The sequence below is a fragment of the Paenibacillus sp. 2RAB27 genome (assembly GCF_052115445.1).
Taxonomy (GTDB): domain Bacteria; phylum Bacillota; class Bacilli; order Paenibacillales; family NBRC-103111; genus Paenibacillus_E.
Genome location: NZ_JBFRGR010000029.1, coordinates 1 through 21,197, shown reverse-complemented (window position 1 = coordinate 21,197; position 21,197 = coordinate 1). Strand labels below are relative to the sequence as shown.

Below are 21,197 nucleotides of genomic sequence, written 5' to 3'. Positions count from 1 at the left end.
TGTATTAAAACGCTATACTTAATGAATTCACATTTCACCTAATATATATGCCTTTTTTTAGAATCCAAAGTTCGTCTTATCCTAGTAGGCATAAATTTCATTCCTAATCCAAATATATCCTTCCGCATACTTGGAAAGAGAAACAATACTCCAAAATAGAATAAGGCACAAAGAATAATTGATAACATGTCCCATAACATTCCAGCATTAATTTGTTGTAGAAGATATCCTAATAACCCCATAACAGCCGCTGAAATTGCAGACGGAAATACATTTTTAATCGTTTTTAATACTGGAATTCCAATTGAAACCTTCATTAAAATAAAATGAACTAAAACAAACTGCATTCTTATCCATGACCTCGAATAAATGAATACCCAAAATCCATATTTTGCACCGATTAAACATGTCGGTACAAGAACAACCAGATGTAATAGTTGCCCTAAAAATGATAGTTTTGGTCTTCCTTTTGCTCTATAAACTTCACTACAAAAATGGCCAAATACAATCATTATGGAGCTAGTTAAAGCCCAGATGCCAATTATTTCACTTGCTTGGCCCCATTGATCACCTAAAAGAATTTGGGTTGCTAAATCACTATAAAGAAAAACACCTATACCTAGTGGGAGAACGATTATAGATACTACCCTTTGCATTTTGAAATAGGTTCGATTAAACAATTCATTATTGTTTTGCAAACGTGATAAGGTAGAAAATAAAATCGGTACAATTGAAGCTGTGATTAGAGCCATAAGTGCATTCACCATGGTGGTTGAAGTTTTGTATATTCCTAAGTAATATTCACTTAGCATACTGGAAATGATAAATACATCAACCCAAGTTGTTAACCATATGGATATTGATTCGAACAATGACCATATACTAAAGGAAAACATTTCTTTTAATATACCCATTCTATAAAACCATCTCGGTTTCCACTTTGATTTAATGGTTAGTATTACAGCATTTGATAGTTGCATAAATATTGTTCCAGTAATTAATGCCCAATAACCCAGTCCCAGTAGAGCAAGAGGTATGGTTACTACAAACGGTATAAAAATAGAAAACATTCTAACTATAAAAAGAGTTTTGAAATCGAAATCTCGTTTATATAGTGCCATTTGGATACTTGAAAAGGCTGTAAGCGGCAATTGAATACAGGCAACCGCAATAACATTTCCTAACCCTGGATTTCCAACCAACACAGCAATTTGTTCACTAAATAATATGATCAATCCCCATAATAAAATGGATATTGCAAAATTGGTTAAAAATGCCACATTCGCGTTTTTATGCTTATCTTCTTCATCTTTAAACTCATGTTGTACCAAATATTTTTGAAAGCCCGCATCAGTAAACATATCTGCGAAACTCGTAATCATAGTTACCGTGGCTACCACACCAAAAGCTTCAGGTGCAAGTAGTCTCGCTAAAACCATATTTGTGATAGGACTAACGATTTTTGCAGCTATCTGAGTTAGAGTCGACCATTTAGTTGCATTCATGACTTTACTCCGAAAACTATTATCGTTCACTTTTATTTTCTCCCTTTTAGTCTAAGAACCTCTTCTTTAGTGGTTTTAACGCCGCTAATTTAGTTTTTATAGATCCAAATCGATGATATAGGAAAGTTTCTTAATAAACTCGTTATTTTTTGGAAGGTATTATAATCCAATTACCAAAAATCTCATCATATTTATCAGGATAAAACTTTTCAAGTCCACTAAAATGGTAAAATGTTAGTTCTCCAAAATATATTTTTCCATTTATATTATAAAAATCTACACGTATGTGAGGTATTAATTTTGATAATATCCTTGCTAATCTAATCATGTCATCAAAACCTACAGGCTTATTAATTTTTTTTACACCATTTTTATAGTGTTGCCAAAAAGGAAGGTGATTGAATTCCATATCAAAAAAATCAAATCTAGTGTCAATTCCCCTATCTGTTGCAATGAATAATGCTTTKGGTTCTCCATCAAAGCAAAAAAACTTATAATCCTTTAACTCAACACCCGATTCATCAACCATATATTTTTCACATATAATCCGAGGTTTTATATTTTTGTATGGCCATTCCCTACCATGATAATAGTAATTACGACTTAAACTAATGTTAATTTTATTTCTTGCCGCTTCAATATCTAGCTTTGATTTATCTTTACAAATCACGAGTCCGCCCGAATCATGCGTACACTTCATCACAAACTGATCAGGAAGTGTAGAAAAATCGATTTCATCAAAAGAATTATAAACGCCAAGTAGTGGAATTAAATATTCTTCTCCGATTGTTTCCCCTATATATTTTCTAACTTCGTGTTTATCCACCATTTCTGTGTACTCCGGCTTTCGATCATATAACTTTAGCCATTGTAACTTTTCATTATATGTTGTGGGATTTTCCAAATTAAGTTTCTTACCCATCCGATGTTGGAATAACAATTTCAAATATACTTTATCTGGTATCCAAGTTTTTATAGCACTCTTTAAATTTTGCATACTACCACCCTTATATTGATTCTATTACACAAATCCAAACTCTTTACTTTAGTTTTAAAGATTTATACGTTCTTAATACGTTCCTAACATTCCTAACTATATAAATTCACCTTATAAAGTCGTTAAAGAAGACTGGGGGGGTTCTACAAGTCTATTTCTCTATTAATACCTTTAGTCATTTTTAAGACCATCCTAATTAAAAAAGTATGATGAACTTTAGTTTTAATAAACACCATCTGCATATAAAGGTTTGAAAACATCCAATAAGTACCCTGCCCAATTATATACTTCCTAATTAAGTAACCTTAGTTTTAGGAATGATTGATATAATAGCTTATTTTTGTGAAAAAATACTTCTATACGGGAAGATACCTGCTTGGTCTACATATAAATAATTCACAATGTAATATATTGAATAAATAAAAATGATTATTAAGGCAAATCTTTGTCTAGCTCTTTTATTCTCTAACTTTCTAAATAAAAGTGGAAATAAAAGCACCGAAGTTATAGCACCGAAATAATACATTCTCATCATAAAATACGAAAAGTACCCTGACAAACGCAAGGGATACGAGAGGAAAGCCACTCTTTCCAGGAAAGCCGCATCCTTTTCCTTAAAATATCGGTGGTAAATTAGTAGTGGCAACAATACCGGGCCAATATTTAGTATTAAGCCCATTCCTATACCATTAAAATCAGCTACTGTTAAATAATAATCATAAGATGCTGGTAAAATAAATGGCAATAGTTTGAAAATGGGATATAACAGTAAGGGTGAGATAATTAAAAAACTATTATATATCCATCCTTTTAGTGGATATAAACGTGTTTTTTTAAAATTAAGTAGCGGTAAAATCATCCCAATTAAAGCTGTAAAATGTATTAGTGACGCTATAATAATTACTATAAAATACTTTATATACTTACGATCTAATAGAAAGTGTATAGAGAGTAAAAAAATTGATAAAGCTAACATTTGTCTCGATTGGTTAAGTAATTGCATCCCAAAAAAAGCATAGTAAATGAAGAGTGCCATTGGTAATGACAATTTATCTTTCCATTTATCTAAGCCCCAGACAAGAATAAACAAAGAAACAAAAGAAATGAAAAATAAAAAAGCAGTTGGATTGCCACTTGATAAATTAAATATTATATATCGAAGGATATAGAACAAGGGACTTCCATTAACTATATCCTCAATGGATTCAGATATTGAACTTTTGTATTGAACATTCAAAAATCCCACAACATAATTTTGTGTATCATAATTTAAGTCATAAGCCCGAAAACCAATAAATAAAGACGGTGCAATTACAATAATACATATCCATATTATTTGGATACTTATACTGTTAGTCCGATTCGATTTACTTCTTTGATAAATAAAGGCAAATACTAAAGATATTATACAAACTAACCAAAATATTAAACCAGATAAAATATTGTCACTTAATACCTCGAAAAAGATCATTTAGAATGGTTGAGCCCCCTTCTTATTTCTAACCCTAGAAAATATTTTATTCCCCCCTCAATCAAAGCAAACAAAAAAAGTTCTACAACATTAATATTTCAAGTTAAGAATTTGGTTCATCAGTTTCAGATAAAAGGGTATAGAATTTGTCAATATAAAATTTCTGTAATTCTTTAGCAATCGATTTCATATCAAAGCCAGCTTCCACTAATTCTAATCGCGTATCACATCGAAGAAAATCAGCTGTCATATTAAGAATAATGTCTCGCCATTCTTCCGCAGTATCTCCAAGTGGAGCATAATGTACCAAATCTGTGATTTGAACTTCATTTGTAATAGTATCAGAGATTAAACAGGGTAAACCTGCTCCCTGCGCCTCTATTACTGTTCCAGGAAGCCCCTCATAAAATGATGGCATAACAAATATATCCATAGCTTGTAATAAATCCGAAATATCCGACCGAACCCCAGTTAGAATAACATTTGCATTTAGCCCTAGTTCTTTTATTTTATCTTCTATAGAACCTCTAAGTACTCCATCTCCTATCAGAATCAATAACGAATTAGGATTTGCATCATTAACAGACTTGAAGATGTCAAGTAAAAACATGTGATTTTTTTGAAGATTAAAACGACCGACATTTCCAATTACTAATTTTTGTTCTACTCCTAATTCTTTACGTAAGCGATCACGCGTTTCTGAATTGAACACAAACTTATCAGTTTGAATCCCATTTTTTATAATCTTATAGTTTCCTTTTGTAAATTGCTTCTCACCATAAAGCCATTTTGCTGCAAGACCAGAACATGCAAAATAATCAGTTGCATACGATTCAATGTTTCTTTGATTCCATAAATGAAGATATTTGTGAAGTTTACTGCCACTTTGCTGCGTATTTCTACTATGAATAATTCTAACCGGCACACTTGCTCTTTTAGCAGCTATTATTGCTTGAATATTGCTTAATGAACTTACATGTTGGTGTACAATTTTATACTCTTTGTGAGCAGAAAAAAATTCAATTAGTGCCTTGCGACTTTTCATGATGCCTTGCTTTCTAGATGGGACATAATGGATTCTTCCCCCAAGGCTTATAATTTCATCATCATAGTCACATTTTTCCTTAGATGTAACTAAGAAATCAAATTGAATCAAATCCCTGTCAATATTCCTAAAAATATTCATGAGTGTAGTTTCTACTCCACCTCGACCCATACCCGCGACGCAATGTAATACTCTCAGCAATTACTATCTCTCCCAACAATCTTTCCGTAAAAGTCGTCATATTTTTTATCCCGTATTTCAGGAGCAAACTCTCGCGATTTCCTAAAATTTACAATCGCTTGCGATTCCATCAAATTAAGATCATTAGCAAAATGTTTTATTTTCTTCGACAAAGCCATATAGTCCCCATAATTTATGCGGAACTCATCTTCTATTAAGTGTGTTAAACCTCCAGCATTAGAAGATATAATTGGACAACCTCTCGACATTGCTTCAATAGTTGCTCTAGGTAATCCTTCACTTAGACTAGGCTGTATATAAATATCTATACTATCTAGCCAATTAAATATTTCATCTCCAGCTTTTAATGTGCCTAAGAATGTAACTCTATTTTCAATTCCTAATGATTCTGCCAATTCATCGTATTGATCATGATCGCCTCTTCCAACCACTTGAAATTCGAAATTTTCATCCAAATCACCTATAGCTTTAATTGCTGTTCCGATTCCTTTTAGATTATTCCTAGTGTGTCCAGTCAATCCAACAACAAATTTTTTGTTTGTTTTGTTTTTAATTCTGGAAATTCTATTTTCGAGATTTTTTTCATTAATTTCAATAGAAACACCAGAACAGACAAGTACTTCTCCTTTTGTTGGATATTTGTCAACTAAAAAGCTATCACAGTAATGTGCATAGTCAGCATTGAGAAACTTCTCTTTTTCTAAATAGCGAACTATTGGTGCAACAACTCGCCCTTTCATAGTTCCTCTACTAATTAGAAAATCATAAGCATCGCCACCATTGTAAGTAATTATTATTTTATTTTTCCTCTTTGCTACCTTATAGGCAAAATACCCATTAATTCCATAACAGATTACAGCATCAGCGTCTTCAATTACTTCTCCTAGCTTTTTAATCATTTTAGGTACTGAAAATTTCCCGAATAGGTATACAGGAGAAGCAACATCAATTTTAAAGTATGATTTGTCATAATTATCATTTCTTGCAATAAAAACAAACTCGTCGAAATACTTTTTCAAATGATTTACATGTGTATAATTTGGTGAACTGAAATAATATACACCGTCCTTTTCAGAAAATCCATTATCAGTTACAAATACTAATTTCATTACAATGCCCCCCCCACTATTCCAAAGTAAAAATCCTCCATTTTTTTTGCATTTTGTGCAATATCATAACCCGCACACTTTATTTTCTCATGTATTTCCCCTTGTTTCTTGTTTCCGTTACTACTTAGAATTGCATCAGACCAGTCCTCTGCATGACAGCCTAAAGGAATTGCTTTAATAATATCTGTTAAAAATGCCTCGTTAGGAATTGTGTCCGCCACAACACAATGTAAACCTGCAGCTTGTGCCTCTACAGTAACTATTCCCAATCCCTCATATAAAGATGGAAATACAAATACATCCATTGCCTGTAATAATTCCGAAATATCTGACCGGACTCCAGTAAAAACTACACTATCAGTTAATTTTAAATTATTAACTTTTTTTTCAATTGACTGTCTCAGTTCTCCATCTCCAACCATCATTAAAACTGCATTATTATTTCGTTTATGAACAGCTTCAAAAATATCAATCAAAAACTCGTGGTTTTTTGAAACATCAAACCTGCCAATATGACCAATTACAAATTTACCTTCAAATTGAAAGTCTTTTCTTTTTTTTGTTCTTATATCTTCATTATAAATAAACTTTTTAGTGTCAATTGCATTCTTTATAATAAAAAAATTATCTTTTCTGCAAGCTTTTTTCCCAAATAACCATGTACCCGCATGATTTGAACACGCTAAAAGATAATCAGCAGTATATCTAATTGGATATTGCAATATACCTTTCACAATTGCTGATAATCCAGTACCAGAGGATGTGCTATGACTATGTGCTATTGTGGTTAGATTATATTTTTTTGCTATTTTAAGGTAAATCGAAGCTGTGCTTCTAACATGACCATGAACTATTTTATATTCAGGGTATTGTTTAAAAAAAACACTCCATGCTTTTGTATATTGAAAGTGGTTCTTCCCTGTATATCGCGGAATAGAAAAAATTCTACCCCCTAGAGATCTTATTTCATCATCGTAATCACATTTATCTTTAGTATGAACGATAAAATCAAATTGTAATTTTGTTCGATCAATATAACGATATAGATTTATAACCATCGTTTCAGCCCCAGCTCTGTTTAAACCTCCCAATACATGTAATATCCTAATCGGTTTAGCCATTGCTTTTACTCCTCATTATTTCATAAATATTTATTAATCTCGTTAATATAAGCTTTTATCACAATCTTCCTATCAAATTCCTTTTCCACCTTTATTCTACCAGCAAGACCCATCTGCTCTTTAGTTTCAAAATCTATTTCTAAATATTTCTCAACTTTATTTATTAAATCACCGGCATTACCAGGCTCAAATAAGTAACCTGTTAATCCGTCATCAACAACATCTTTAGATCCGTTAATATTCGATGCAATACAAATTCTACCCATAGCCGCAGATTCCAAAAGGACATTAGGTATTCCTTCTCCACCATGAGATGGCAAAATCGTACAATGACTTTTTTGTATATATGATTTTATGTTCTGTTGAAATCCAATATAGTTAATAATCCCTTTTTCATTATAATCATCAATGATTTCTTTATAACTATCCTCTTCAATGAAGCCAGCGACATAAAAATTTGTATTAGGATGTTTACCTTTTATTATCTTGGCACACTCCAAATACTGGTCTATACCTTTTAATTCCATGATTCTTCCTATAAAAATAAAATTCGTTTCCTTGTCGGAAGGCAAGTCACTCGCAGAATATTGTTCTAAGTTTACACCTGAACCAGGAAGCAATGCATAATTGTTCTTAATCATCTTGTTCTCAACAAAAAGTTCCTTGTCGCCACTATTTTGAAAGAATACCAAATATGATCGTTTAAGAGAAACCTTGTACAACATCTTTGCAATTGTACTAACAAAATTCTTCTTTAAAAAGGTAGCCCCAGTACCTGTTATATTACTAACCTGTCTATTCTTCGTGAAATTAGATGCTATACAACCATAAATATTAGGTTTAATAGTATACGAGAAAATAATGTCAGGATTTATTTTTTTCATTATTTTTATATAATTTAAAATGAGGCCAAAATCGGTTAGCGGATTTATCCCTCTCCGATCTATTGGGGTTTCGATAATTTCACAGCCCATATCACTAAAGTATCTGTTTTCATTAGCCTTTGGCATGGAAATAAATACCTCATGTCCATCTTGAATTAGTTTATTAATAAGTTCTTTTCTAAAGTTATATAATGTTATAAAATGATTTGATAAAATTAATATTCTCTTTCCCACGTTTGTCTACACCTGCTATCTATTTGATGCTGTCTCATAGTACTCGAAGCTTCCTTCTTAGCCCCAGTTCCACCTTCAACAACCCCGTCACTCTTTAGAACACTAACGATTGTCCCAAAGAAACACCTAACATCCATCCAAAGGCTAATCCTCTCAACATACTCCCCGTCCAACTTCGCTTTTACTTCAATTGCAAGCTCATCTCTACCATTAATCTGCGCCCAACCAGTAAGTCCTGGCATTATATCATTAGCACCAAACTTATCTCTCTCTTTAATCAAATCATATTGATTCCACAAAGCTGGTCTCGGACCAATAATACTCATCTGTCCAACAAATATATTCCAAATCTGTGGAATTTCATCTAGCGAAGTCTTTCTTAAGAATTTGCCCATTCTCGTTATGTATTGATCCGGCCTCTCAAGTAAATGAGTGGGAGTATCTTTAGGAGTATCCATTCTCATTGTTCGGAACTTTAAAATATTAAAGTAACTTTTGTTTATTCCAACTCGCTTTTGCTTAAATAGTACCGGACCCCTTGAATCCATCTTTATTGCTACTATTAATATAAAGAAAACTGGCAATAAAATTATTATTCCAATAAGCGATAAAAGCACATCAATTAGTCTCTTAACTTTCAAATACATAAAAGAACTACTCCTTTATGAATAAGTTTGTAATATCAAACTTACTATCAAAATCCCTCTAACCCACATTACTAAAACTCGGCACCAAATGCTTCACAGCCTCATAGACGGTTCCATGTTTATCAGCAATTACTTTTTCTAATCTTACAATCTTCAAAGCTAGATCACTTTGACTAATCTTCAAAGGACTCCCCACAAAAATCCGATCATGCGTGGTATTTCCAAGCCCTTCTTCGCTTAGAAGAAGCTCTTCGTACAACTTTTCTCCAGGGCGGATGCCAGAGAATTGAATCTCCATGTCGATTCCTGGCTCGAAGCCCGATAGACGAATAAGGTCAGTGGCTAGATCAACGATTTTGACCGGTTCTCCCATATCTAGGACGAAGATCTCGCCGCCTTTTGCGAAGGCGCCCGCTTGGATAACAAGCTGAACAGCTTCAGGAATGGTCATGAAATAGCGCACCATTTCTGGATGCGTGACGGTGACAGGTCCGCCTAAGGAGATCTGTTCTTTGAAATGCGGGATCACGCTACCGCGACTACCGAGTACATTCCCAAAGCGCACGGCTACGAATTTGGTTTGACTAACTAGATCCATGCTTTGAATGATTTGTTCGGCAATCCGTTTGGTAGCTCCCATGATACTTGTGGGATTGACGGCTTTATCTGTAGAGATGAGAACAAATCTCTCCGCGTTAAATTGATGGGCACATTCAGCAACATTTCTAGTGCCGAATACGTTATTCTTAATAGCCTCGGCTGGATTGCGTTCCATGAGGGGAACGTGTTTATGCGCAGCTGCATGGAAAATAACTTTTGGCTGAAACGTTTGAAAAACTTCCTTCATCCGTTCCAAATCCTGAACATCTGCAATCACTGGTTCTATGTGTAATGTTGGAAAAAGCCTATGTATTTCTTTCTCAATGACATAAATACTGTTCTCACCATGGCCTAACAGAATTAACTTTTTCGGATGAAAAGGTGCAATTTGTCTGCACAACTCGGAACCGATGGATCCGCCAGCACCGGTGATTAGAACGACTTTACCTTGTACATAATTGGCAATGCCATCTAGATCGATGTTAATAGGGTCACGCCCAAGTAGATCTTCTACTTGCACATCGCGAATTGCATTTATGGTGACTTTGCCTTCAATCAAATCATTAATTCTAGGAATGATCTTCATTTTGGCTTTGGTATGTTTGCAAATCGTTATAATTTCGGATACTTCTAGCTTGGAAACAGATGGCATTGCAATAATAATTTCGTCAATATCATTGGTTTCGACGATTCGAATAATTTCATTGCGGTCTCCTAAGACAGGCACCCCCATAATGATGTGCTTATATTTAGATGGATCATCATCAACGAAGGCAACAGGGTATACGGGAGAATTCGAATTATATTTCAATTCTTTCGCAATTAAGATTCCACAGTCTCCTGCCCCAATAATCAAAGCTTTCCGTTGACTGGATTGCTTCTTATTGTATTTATCTCTAACTACTCGCCATATAAATCGGCTTGCGCCTATAATGAGGATCATATTCTCCATAACTCGAACGTAGACAGCGAAGGGAACCCAGGGCTCATGTAACAAAATCATAATGAAATAAGACAGTGTACAGGTAGCTACCACTGCTTTGAAAATCGATATGACTTCGCCTATACTCGCATATTCCCATACGCGTCTATACATCTTGAAGTAGATCAAACAAGCTGATCCAACAACCATGGATATCGCTGAGTATTCCATCCACTGTCTCATATAGGCAGCAGGAATATGCAATTCAAACCTTAACAAATAGGCGATCACAACGCTTATCCATATCAGAACCATATCAAGCAAAACGAGTATTGTCTTTTTGCTGCCTAACTTCACGGAAATCCCTCATTCGTAAATGATCTTATTGACTTTCTCCATAATAATAGTAATAGTAAGCATCCTTGTTTTTACGATCCACATTGTTCAGCACAACGCCAAGAATTCTTGCTCGCACATTATCTAGGTTTTGCTTCGCTTTGAGTACAGCTTCTCTCTTCGTCCGATCTGAATTAACAACCAAGATTACGCCATCCGTACGAGAAGCAATGATCTGTGAGTCGGTTACGGCAATAGCAGGAGGAGCATCGATAAGAATAACATCAAAACGCTGCTTCAATTCCTCAATTGTGCTTATCATTTTCTTAGAAGCAAGAATTTCAGATGGATTTGGTGGGATAGGTCCCGAAGTTATAATCTGCAAATTAGGTATAAACGTGTCTTGAAGTACTTCACGGATGGTTAATTGATTCGTTAACAGGTTGGTAAGTCCCCATCGATTGGATACATGTAAGGTATGATGCATGGTCGGTTTACGGAGATCCCCATCGATGATCAATACTTTCTTGTCTGTCTGCGCATAGGCAACAGCTAAATTTATGAGCGTGGTTGATTTACCCTCTCCAGGTCCTGCCGAAGTAACCATAATAACTCTCAGCTCCTCATCAATGGATGAGAATTGGATGTTCGTTCTTAGTGCTCTGTAGGCTTCAGAAATGGGAGATTTAGGATTCTGATGTGTGATAATAGGTCTTTTATTGGTTGAGTTTGACATCCGTTCGTCCTCCCACGACTTGTTCGTTCGTTTGTTTGCTATGATGATTTTGAAAATCTTCTGGCTTCATCTTCGTGATCATAGCTAAAGTTGGCAACCCGAGGAATTGTTCAACCTCTTCTTCCGTCGTCAGTTGATCGTTCAAGTATTCCAATAGGAAGGCAATTCCTAGCGCAATCATTAATGACACTACGAAGGCAATAGCTACATTTAGCTTTTTATTCGGCTTCACAGGCACAGGATTTTCAATATCTTTGGCCTCATTCAGCAAGGAAATATTATCGACTTTCATAATCTTAGGGATTTCATCTTGAAATACGATCGACACGGCATTAGCTATGCTTGCTGCGCGAGCGTACGAAGGATCTTGTACAATTAGCGTCATAACTTGTGTATTGTTAACTGAGCTCACTTTGACCGTATTGACGAGCTGCTCAGCAGTCATTTTCAAATGTGGGTATTCGGCAACGACTTTATCCATGATTCTTGGGGTACGAATAATTTCTTTATAGGTGTCAATGAGTCTAATATTTAAATTAACTGTATTGATATCAACTTGGGATACGCCTACCTGATCATTTGATTTGTTTACAATTAACTTGGTTGAGGCCTGATAAATGGGTTGCATAAAGAAATAGCTGATAACCCCCGTTGCTACTGTGCTCAGAACAACAATTGAAAGTATCATCCACACCCTTTTCTTAATAATTTTCAAGTAATCTTTTAAATCCAGTTCCATGCCATTCCCTCCGTCTACATGATGTCATGTCTCGCCTTGGTCGTTGGTCTCATCATATTTTTATTAGAAAAGATAAGGAATCCCCCTCTATCTGGTAGAGATGAGGATTCCTCCTGAAATATACGGTTACTATTTGTTCAACAATCGATAGATAACAACCGCGGCTTGAGCACGAGTAGAGTTAGCATTGGGATTAAATACATTGCCTTCCTCGCCAATGACAATACCTTCACTTGCAGCAAGCGCAACGCCAGATTTCAAAGATGAGCTAATTGCATTCACATCTGTGAATCCTTTAAGTGCTTCGTCTACCTTAGCCGGGCTCAAAGAAATCCCTTTAAGTGCGAGTGCTCTAGATGACATTACTGCCATTTCAGCACGAGTAATGTTGCCATTCGGATCAAACTTCCCTGCTTCTTTACCATTCACAATGCCATTCTTAACAGCGGAAGCCACGTAGACTTTGAACCAGTCCGAATCATTCACATCGGTAAAGTTTTCCGTTGCTGTTGCACTTTCCAGGGAGAACGTTTTTACGATCATTTTCGCGAACTCTGCACGTGTTACTAGACCGTTCGGTACGAAAGATTGATCAGCGCGACCTTCTAGGATTCCTTTGGATGCAGCAACTTGAATTTGTCTACCAGCCCAAGCCTTTACTGAAGCTGTGTCGCCGAATTCAACTTTATTCTCAACTACTGTATACGTAGAGAATCCTGTACGCAGTGCATTCAGAACGCCATTCTCATAGCTGCCGCCGTAGAATTCTAATTTGCCATCTACGATTTTGGCTAAGGATAACAACTCTGTATCGAATTTGCTGCCGTTAGGAACTGGAATCGTTACTTCAACAGGTGTATTGAAGTTACTAATTTTCGTTCCGCCAGATGTAAATTCAAATTCATATACCCCAGCTGCTACAGGCAATTGTGTTGCACTTGTTGCTACTTTGGTATCTTGATTCGTCACTTTAAGTGAAGTATCTGCTCCGAACTCAGTTGGACTTACGCCTAATGAAAGGCCATTCATGGAAATGGCTACTGTATTTACACCATTCGCAATTGCTGCATCCAACAAGGCTTTACCTAATGGAATTTCCGTTGTTTTGGCAGTGATGGAACCGAAATCAAGCTTAAGTTGAATCTTCTCAACTGGTGCATTCGGATTCAATTGTTTCAATTGATCATTTAAAACTTTGGCTTTCTCAGCAATTTCTTTCATCTTGCCCGCAAGTTCAGTTACATTAAGAGTCGGTTTAGCTGTGTCGCCTTCAACCTTAATCGACTTGCTCAGATCTAACGTCGCTAGTTCTTGAAGTGCATTTTTCACTGCTTCTTGTGCTTTTTGGAAAATCTCTTGTTTCTTTTCTTCGGATGCGCCCACGAGTTCTTTGGCAAGATTGCCTAGATCCACTGTTCCTGGATCAGGAGTAACTGCAGGAACACCGCCAGTGCTACCACCTGTATTTCCTCCGGTGTTACCGTCGCCATCGTATGTTTTCGTTAATGTCAGCTTAGGTGAGATGTAAAGTAGAAGGCCGAATTTGGAATCGCGTGCTTGTAGTACGCCGCTGCCTGTATTAGCACCATCAAGTACAAGTTTACCTCCAACAAATTTCACATTGGTTCCACTTTGTTGACTCCAGATTAGATATGGATTCAAAGACACGCTAAACACGCTAAGTTTTGGTTCGTATACTGCTGAGCTCGAATCCAAATCACTTGGTGTCAATTCTTCTGCCAATAGGTATCGGATACCAGCAGACTCGATTGCTGTTCTTGCTGCAATGGCCGTTGGGCCAATCTTATTCGCAACTCGGTTCTGAACTGCATTAAGATCGCCAAGTGAAATTTCGTAAAATTTCAGAAAGTTACTAATTAGTAAATTTTGTGTCAAAATGTCATTGTCAACAATTGTACTCAACGTATCTTTGATATCTTGAGAGGTACCACCGAGCAAGAAAACTTTCCCTACACTTTCAAGTAGCTCGTTTTGGTTTTGTTCCGAAGCCATCGCTTGAAGTGCAGCATCTTGGAAAGCTATCACATCAGCTTTAGTTAAAGTTTTCCCACCAGGTACTTTCGTAAAAATAGCATCAATTGCTGGTTTAACATGCGAATCGTTCAGCAATGCATTGATTGCTTCGCCAGACTCATCGTAGAATAAATCCAAGCCATTAATAAGCGCAAATATCGCTTTAACATCTACATCTACATCGCTAAATTTTGACCAGACATTTCCAAGTAAAACTTTCATATCATCTGTTGTTATTTCATTTTTAGCAACTGCACCAGCAACAAGATCTCTCGTCGCCTTAACTGCTTTAAGCCCATCATCATCCTTAGCTAGCTCAACACGCAAACCTTCAAGTTTAACTTGTAAGGAAGACGTAGCAGCAGAAGCAACCCCTGCCGTAATACCCAGTTTATTAGCTAGACCTTGCTCACTCAATGGAAGTCCAGCAATGGATGCAAACATGATGCTTGCTGCCAAAGTTGTAACAGTTAATTTCTTTTTCATCGTCATGCTAAAATTCACCTCTTTTAATTAGTTGTCTTGCTTTATTTGGATTTCCAAAACTGAAACCATTTCGGTCTCGACCAAACAGGGGATTGTGTTTCGATGGAAAGATTATGTATGATCCTGTTGGCATTGTTTTGAAAAGAACTCACAATTCCTTGCCCTAGCTCTGTACGTAAAGCTTCATATCCTTCAGCAAGTGCGAACCCACGATTTGTCGTGTTGTGTGCGTCTGACGAAATAAAATGTGCTAAGTGGTTCCTGCATAAATCAAATGACAGTGATTCAATGGATTTACCGAAGTGACCGAGCAGGGAATGAGCCGTTACTTGACTCAAGGCACCAAGCTGCACTAATTCAAGAAGCTTCGTAGGATCCTGGGCAATCTGACGATTACGCTCCGGATGTGCGATAATTGGCACGATATCCAGTAGCAGCAGTTCGTGCATGACTTCATCTATTCCCGCAGGTATTCGATCTGATKGGAATTCCATAAGCAAGTAGCGTGAGCCATCTAATGTGGTAGTGCGCCCAGCTTCAAGATCGTCAATTAATCCCAGATATACGCGAATCTCTTGACCTGGATGGATATGAAGAGAAATATTCCTGTTATTGAGCTCCTCTTGAAACAATTTCACTTGCTCTACAACTAAAGTTGCATCGTTCGTGAATCTACCATTTTCATGATGGGGGGTAGCAATTACTGTATGTATTCCTTGTTCCACGGCTGCCCTTGCCATGTGAACGGCTTGCTCCAGATCAGATGCCCCATCATCTAAATCTGGAAGAATATGACTATGTATATCAATCATAGGAGACCCCAATCACGTAAACAAACGATATAATTTCGACAAAAAATCAGGTTTTCAACCATATTTCTCCCAAATCTCTTACTGAGAGTGTAACATATATACGATGTGTTGCCTACCTTAAGGACTAGGTATCAAGTACCAAATTCACGATTTTTATGGAATATTAATCAAATTTTCACCTTTGTAATAGTTCCGAATTTTATGTTCAATTATGGCTTAATCTCTTTATAATATCCCAGAAAAGTTTATAATGTCTCTTTTTTTCATATAATTCGACAAATTTAAACATGATATTTTTAGTTTCGACATTTTCCGCTATCGATATTAATAGTTGAATTTTCTGTAAATTATATCATACAACATGAAACTACATAAATTTAGAAAATGTCTCACAACCTATTAACTAACCACGATTTATAAAATTCATCCCCCTTTATTGTGAATAAAAGGAAAAAAGCACCTGTTGTAGGTGCCTTCCCTTATGCTGGATTAAATCAAGTACTGATTATAGTTTCAGCTTTTATTTTTCAAATAATATCAACATTACTTTTGCCGCTTGCTCGCGAGAAGCCACTTGGGACGGAGATAACGTCGTATCAGAGGTTCCACTCAATAAGCCTTCCCGTACACTAAGTGCCATATAATTGGTTGCCCATTCTGAAATCTCTTTTCTGTCACTAAACAAAGTCAGTATTTTTGATGAATCTGCATTAGTCACAGTTTTCGTATTTTTTACTTTTTCCAAAGCGCGCCCGATCATTGTGGCCATTTGTTCACGGGTAATTTTTGCATTGGGCGCAAATTGCTCTGAAGTAACTCCGTCAATGAAACCGGCCTTATAAACGGATGCAACTTCTTTGGCATACCAAGCATCTGTTGCCACATCTTTAAATGGCATAATAGAAGAACTAGTAGTAAGGCCAAGCGTATTAGACAGCATGACAGCAAATTCCGCACGAGTTACGTTTGCCGTCGGATCAAATAACGAATCACTGCGGCCAGTTACAATCCCCTTGGCGAATGCTTGCGAAACGTAAGTTTCCGACCAACGGCCCTGTACATCGTCAAACGATTTATTAATTTGCATCAATGTATACGTACTAAAGTGACTAACACTGAATTCAATGGAATTCGTTTTTTCATTGTATTTGCCACCTGGAACAAGTTCCCATTTCCCTGTCGTAGGGTTAAAATACTGTGGTGCAATTTGATTAACGTCTACTTTTGACTTATCTACTCCATTTAACGACATACTGATGACAATCTTATCACCAAACTGATTGTTTAGCAGCGTTTCGGTATTGTCATCCTTTTTGGAGGATACATTCAAATCATTCACAGGAACATTTATCGTATCTGCAAATGACGGTTTTTTATCTAGCAGTGATTTAGAATCAGTTGGTTGACTTACTCTGACTTCGATCGATTTTACTTTATTGGAATCGACAACTGGTAAGGAATCAGGGCTGAATTTTAAAACGACACCATCGACGTTGACAACCAAGTCTACGTTCTTCGTCTTCAAATCACTTAAACCAGAAGAAGGAATCGTAACATTCGTAATGTCTCCAACTGATGTATCTTTAGACACATTAATAATCACTTGCTTTTCCAATTTATTTGCCAAATCCGAGAAATGATTTTGATTCAGCAAATTTGACAATGCATTTGTCGTTTGGTCAGCACTTTGAATTTGTTTCTGTAAAGCATCAGCATCTACAACGATCTTGGTTTCTTTTCCGCTGGTATTCATTTTAAACTGCGTGGAATCTAGGGTTCCAGCTTTTTGATTAATTGAATTCACCAAATCGATGACGGTCGTCATCAGCTTTGAATCATCGGAAAGACCTTGGTCATTCGTTAATTTTCTCACAGACCCAGCTAACGGTATAATTTTCTCCGTCAATGCGATGGATTGATTTACGGCACTCACTTTGGAAGAAAGTGAAGCCATCAATGTGAGATTATCGAGAATCGACTGAAGGACCTGCTTGGATTTATCCGGGTCTGTAAGCGTGGTTAGCTCTGTTAAGATCTTATTTAATTGTTCAGATGCGGTGTTAATCGCTTCTTGTATCTCTTTGTCCGATGCATTTGAATTATTGATTAATTTAAGTGAATTCGTGATTTTAACGATTTGATCTGGGTCAATCGTAGTCACAGGACCACCAAAGCCGCCACCACCACCACCACCACCAACAGTAGCAACTTTAATCACCATAGGAGAAGCAGTTATGGAACTTGTGGAATTCCCATTTCCGCCGACAACGATCGTATATTGTCCTACCCAGCTTCCTAATGTGAATGTCAACGTTGTGTTACCTGTGCTATTTGACTTGGCTGATTTGGCATCTGTATGGAAAATACTTCCATTACCATCAATAACTTTCATCACAATATCCCATTGGGCAGGGGACGTTACAGTTACTTTCACTGTCTCGCCTGGGGCATAGGTGGATTTATCGGTTTGTGCTTGCAGATTGACAACAGCAAAGACAGCTGAAGTTAATGTAAATGCGCACACTAGGAGCAAGGTAAGAAACAAACTAAAAACACGTTGGGTAAATTTCAATTGATTTCATCCTTCCCTTGCAATATGAGAGGGAATTTGCGAAAGTATTTCGCAAATTCCCCGGTTCAGAACTACCGTATAACCTTTGACTCGGCGAGAAGCTTTTGAACTGCGGTTAAACTGTTATCTAAGCTATCGTAAACATGCACAGTAACAGAATAATTTGAAAGATCGCCTGATATACCATAAAATTTCTGTTCGAAAGATTGAATGGCTTCTGTTAAATTTGCGGAAACTGTCGTAATTTGAACAGGCGTATTACCATTCATTAACTCAAATACAATCACTTCATTGCCTGGATGATCGTTTATCTTGTTGATTGTAACATTGGCTGTGATCAAGCCATTACTAGAGGAACGGACAAGAGTACCCCCTGCAATCTCATACTGTCTGCCGTCGAAGCTTCCGGCCAACACAACACTTGAATTCGTTACTGCGGAATTTCCAAGAGCGTTTTTCATTCCACTTATCGTTAAATTAGTATTACCAACAGTCAATGTGGATCCGGCTGGATTAACAACTGTAATTGTTAAGACTTTGCCGCCATTTGACCAAACCCCGTTATAATAAGCACCTATTACTTTGCCACCCAAGCCCACAATGCTGTCAATAGCTGCTTTGTCCATTGTCCCAGACTTGTTCGTCGCTTGATCGAAGGTAATGGTAATTGTTGAGCCTACAGTTATACCAGACTGAGCAATGTCATAACTGGCTGCAATCGCGCTAACAACGACTGGCGCCGCGATGTGGCCAAATGTGCCTTGAATTTGATATGTGCCTGTCACCATAGCAGTTCCGGTTACATCCATAATACCTAGGGAGTCAAGAGTAATCGTACCGTTATCTTGAAGCTGTGGATTACTTCCTAGTGTGATAACTAGTGTTCTTGAATCGAGCGACCACACTGCCGATGCTCCGGTTCCTAGAATATTGGACAATGCATTAACTGTTGCAGATTTGTTCGTATCTGAAGCAAACGTGATCGTGAGTTTGTCTCCCGTTCCAGCGCTATCGTTGTTTCCTGCGTCAGTAGCAACCACCGCATTCACGCTTGGAGCCAACGCTTGACCGAAAGTTCCATCTAGCGTTTGTACTAGATCAGTAAGCCATGCCAAGTTATTACTATCCTTAATACCAAGATTAGTCAGATCAATTTGATCTCCAACTTGAATTGTAGCGCCATTGGTCACATGGATCGTCAACGTAACTCCGTCCGAGCTCCATCCAGCTGTTGCACCAGTTCCGAATGTGTGTCCGTTGCTCACTTTAATATCCCTAGGATCAATTGACGGCTTATTAGTTGCTGTATTGAAAATAAGAGCAATTGTATCTCCTGCACCTGCGCCTGGAGCTCCACCATTCATCGCTATGGCATACAAGAAGCGAGGAAGAATACCTGGAGTAAAGGTTCCACCTAATACCACCGCGTTTGTGTCTGCCGCAGGTATTGTTCCAGTCACATCTCTAATGCCAAGGCCGCTAAGATTCAAGGAATTACCGATTGCTAAGTTTGCATATACGGCGCTGCTTACCGCGCCATAAGTGGCTAAAGTAATCGTTAACGTTTGCGGTGTTGTCCAGGAAGCTGTTGCGAAATCTCCTAGCGTGTACACAGATCCCGTTACTGTAGTTCCCGTAACTAACACTGCTCTCAGCATCTCTGATGTAATCACAGGTGTATTCGTCGGCCGATCAAACATGACAACGATCTTATCTCCATAGATACCAGTCGTTCCATCCGCATCATAAGCAATTGCAGAGAGTACTGACGGAATTGATGCTGTGCCAAAACTACCTTGGAAGACTCTTCCGCTTACTACCGTCAGATCCACTTGTCCAGTGGCATCCTTAATGCCGTGACCGGCAGCAAACGAGAGTGTATCACCATTTTGGATCGTAGCCGACGAACCCAGAGTTATCGTCAATACGGTGTTCGTGCTATCCCAAGCATACGTAGAACTGGTTACTGTCGCAAGCGTTCGAACGCCGCCATCTACTACAATCTTCGTCGCATCGAAGTGACTGTGATCAACAGCTCTGTCGAATACAAATACTAGTTTATCGCCTGTCGTTGTAACATTACCATTTGAATTGACAGCATAGATTAGAGTTAAGTTTGGTGCTACGGCTTCGCCGAAGCTGCCTCCGATGGCAATGCTCGATTGTGCTGCCAGCTCTTGCGTGCCTGTCGCTGCGTCCAAAATGCCGTTGCCACTCACGATGCTAATCGTATCGGCCGTTGTAATCGTTGCTCCAGTTCCTAGCGTAATCGTCAAACTAAGTTTGTCGCTGCTCCAACTGGATGTCGCACCTGTTCCTAACTTGCTGCTGATCTTCGTCAGATCAACTGCTCCGCCGTTTGACGGTGCATTCAGCGTGATCACTAACTGGTCGCCTGCTCCTACTGTCGGCTTGCCGTCGCCATTGAGCGCCGTTATGCTCGTCACCATTGGCGCTACGGCTACGCCGAAGCTGCCTCCGATGGCAATGCTCGACTGTGCTGCCAGCTCTTGCATGCCTGTCGCTGCGTCCAGAATGCCGTTGCCGCTCACGATGCTGATCGTATCCGCCGTTGTAATCGTTGCTCCAGTTCCTAGCGTAATCGTCAAACGAAGTTTGTCGCTGCTCCAACTGGATGTCGCACCTGTTCCTAACTTGCTGCTGATCTTCGTCAGATCAACTGCTCCGCCGTTTGACGGTGCATTCAGCGTGATCACTAACTGGTCGCCTGCTCCCACTGTCGGCT

Annotated in this window: 15 protein-coding genes; all 15 read right to left on the bottom strand. The window is 37.7% G+C overall.

Annotation, left to right across the window (positions count from 1 at the left end; translation table 11 throughout):
* Positions 1-38: 38 nt before the first annotated feature.
* Positions 39-1,505, bottom strand: a complete 1,467-nt coding sequence (locus tag AB4114_RS27620) for a lipopolysaccharide biosynthesis protein (protein ID WP_441991345.1) — start codon at positions 1,503-1,505, stop codon at positions 39-41.
* A gap of 142 nt (positions 1,506-1,647) precedes the next feature.
* Positions 1,648-2,502, bottom strand: coding sequence for an ATP-grasp fold amidoligase family protein (locus tag AB4114_RS27615; RefSeq protein WP_441991344.1), 855 nt, complete (start codon positions 2,500-2,502; stop codon positions 1,648-1,650).
* A gap of 334 nt (positions 2,503-2,836) precedes the next feature.
* A complete protein-coding gene (locus tag AB4114_RS27610) occupies positions 2,837-3,973 on the bottom strand; it encodes an EpsG family protein (RefSeq protein ID WP_441991343.1) in 1,137 nt (378 codons plus the stop codon).
* A 103-nt stretch (positions 3,974-4,076) separates the two neighbouring features.
* Positions 4,077-5,219 carry a glycosyltransferase family 1 protein gene (locus tag AB4114_RS27605; RefSeq protein WP_441991342.1) on the bottom strand — a complete coding sequence of 381 codons (1,143 nt, stop codon included), beginning with the start codon at positions 5,217-5,219 and terminating at the stop codon, positions 4,077-4,079.
* On the bottom strand, positions 5,213-6,328 hold the full coding sequence (locus AB4114_RS27600) for a glycosyltransferase family 4 protein (protein ID WP_441991341.1): 1,116 nt from the start codon (positions 6,326-6,328) through the stop codon (positions 5,213-5,215). Before AB4114_RS27600 ends, AB4114_RS27605 begins: the two co-directional genes overlap by 7 nt.
* Positions 6,328-7,449, bottom strand: a complete 1,122-nt coding sequence (locus tag AB4114_RS27595; RefSeq protein ID WP_441991340.1) for a glycosyltransferase family 1 protein — start codon at positions 7,447-7,449, stop codon at positions 6,328-6,330. Before AB4114_RS27595 ends, AB4114_RS27600 begins: the two co-directional genes overlap by 1 nt.
* A gap of 20 nt (positions 7,450-7,469) precedes the next feature.
* On the bottom strand, positions 7,470-8,567 hold the full coding sequence (locus AB4114_RS27590; RefSeq protein WP_441991339.1) for a glycosyltransferase family 4 protein: 1,098 nt from the start codon (positions 8,565-8,567) through the stop codon (positions 7,470-7,472).
* Positions 8,549-9,214, bottom strand: coding sequence for a sugar transferase (locus AB4114_RS27585; RefSeq protein WP_441991338.1), 666 nt, complete (start codon positions 9,212-9,214; stop codon positions 8,549-8,551). Before AB4114_RS27585 ends, AB4114_RS27590 begins: the two co-directional genes overlap by 19 nt.
* Before the next feature lie 58 nt (positions 9,215-9,272).
* Positions 9,273-11,093 carry a polysaccharide biosynthesis protein gene (locus AB4114_RS27580; RefSeq protein WP_441991337.1) on the bottom strand — a complete coding sequence of 607 codons (1,821 nt, stop codon included), beginning with the start codon at positions 11,091-11,093 and terminating at the stop codon, positions 9,273-9,275.
* Positions 11,094-11,118: 25 nt separating this feature from the next.
* Entirely contained in the window at positions 11,119-11,808 is a 690-nt protein-coding gene (locus tag AB4114_RS27575) for a CpsD/CapB family tyrosine-protein kinase (protein ID WP_441991336.1), read from the bottom strand.
* The gene (locus tag AB4114_RS27570; protein WP_441991335.1) at positions 11,789-12,547 is read right to left on the bottom strand and encodes a YveK family protein; all 759 of its coding nucleotides are present in this window, start codon (positions 12,545-12,547) and stop codon (positions 11,789-11,791) included. The genes AB4114_RS27575 and AB4114_RS27570 overlap by 20 nt, the downstream gene beginning before the upstream one ends.
* A 129-nt stretch (positions 12,548-12,676) precedes the next feature.
* Positions 12,677-15,073, bottom strand: a complete 2,397-nt coding sequence (locus tag AB4114_RS27565) for an S-layer homology domain-containing protein (RefSeq protein ID WP_441991334.1) — start codon at positions 15,071-15,073, stop codon at positions 12,677-12,679.
* A gap of 35 nt (positions 15,074-15,108) precedes the next feature.
* On the bottom strand, positions 15,109-15,879 hold the full coding sequence (locus AB4114_RS27560) for a tyrosine-protein phosphatase (protein WP_441991333.1): 771 nt from the start codon (positions 15,877-15,879) through the stop codon (positions 15,109-15,111).
* 520 nt (positions 15,880-16,399) lie between these two features.
* Positions 16,400-18,451 carry an S-layer homology domain-containing protein gene (locus AB4114_RS27555; RefSeq protein WP_441991332.1) on the bottom strand — a complete coding sequence of 684 codons (2,052 nt, stop codon included), beginning with the start codon at positions 18,449-18,451 and terminating at the stop codon, positions 16,400-16,402.
* Between the two features lie 71 nt (positions 18,452-18,522).
* On the bottom strand, positions 18,523-21,197 hold a 2,675-nt coding region (locus AB4114_RS27550; RefSeq protein WP_441991331.1), incomplete at its 5' end, for a beta strand repeat-containing protein.

Bases quoted from the DNA above. Each gene is read 5' to 3' on its own strand.
- AB4114_RS27620 (WP_441991345.1), bottom strand. From the start codon at position 1,505: ATGAATGCAACTAAATGGTCGACTCTAACTCAGATAGCTGCAAAAATC.
- AB4114_RS27610 (WP_441991343.1), bottom strand. From the start codon at position 3,973: ATGATCTTTTTCGAGGTATTAAGTGACAATATTTTATCTGGTTTAATA.
- AB4114_RS27600 (WP_441991341.1), bottom strand. From the start codon at position 6,328: ATGAAATTAGTATTTGTAACTGATAATGGATTTTCTGAAAAGGACGGT.
- AB4114_RS27595 (WP_441991340.1), bottom strand. From the start codon at position 7,449: ATGGCTAAACCGATTAGGATATTACATGTATTGGGAGGTTTAAACAGA.
- AB4114_RS27585 (WP_441991338.1), bottom strand. From the start codon at position 9,214: ATGTATTTGAAAGTTAAGAGACTAATTGATGTGCTTTTATCGCTTATT.
- AB4114_RS27575 (WP_441991336.1), bottom strand. From the start codon at position 11,808: ATGTCAAACTCAACCAATAAAAGACCTATTATCACACATCAGAATCCT.
- AB4114_RS27570 (WP_441991335.1), bottom strand. From the start codon at position 12,547: ATGGAACTGGATTTAAAAGATTACTTGAAAATTATTAAGAAAAGGGTG.
- AB4114_RS27565 (WP_441991334.1), bottom strand. From the start codon at position 15,073: ATGACGATGAAAAAGAAATTAACTGTTACAACTTTGGCAGCAAGCATC.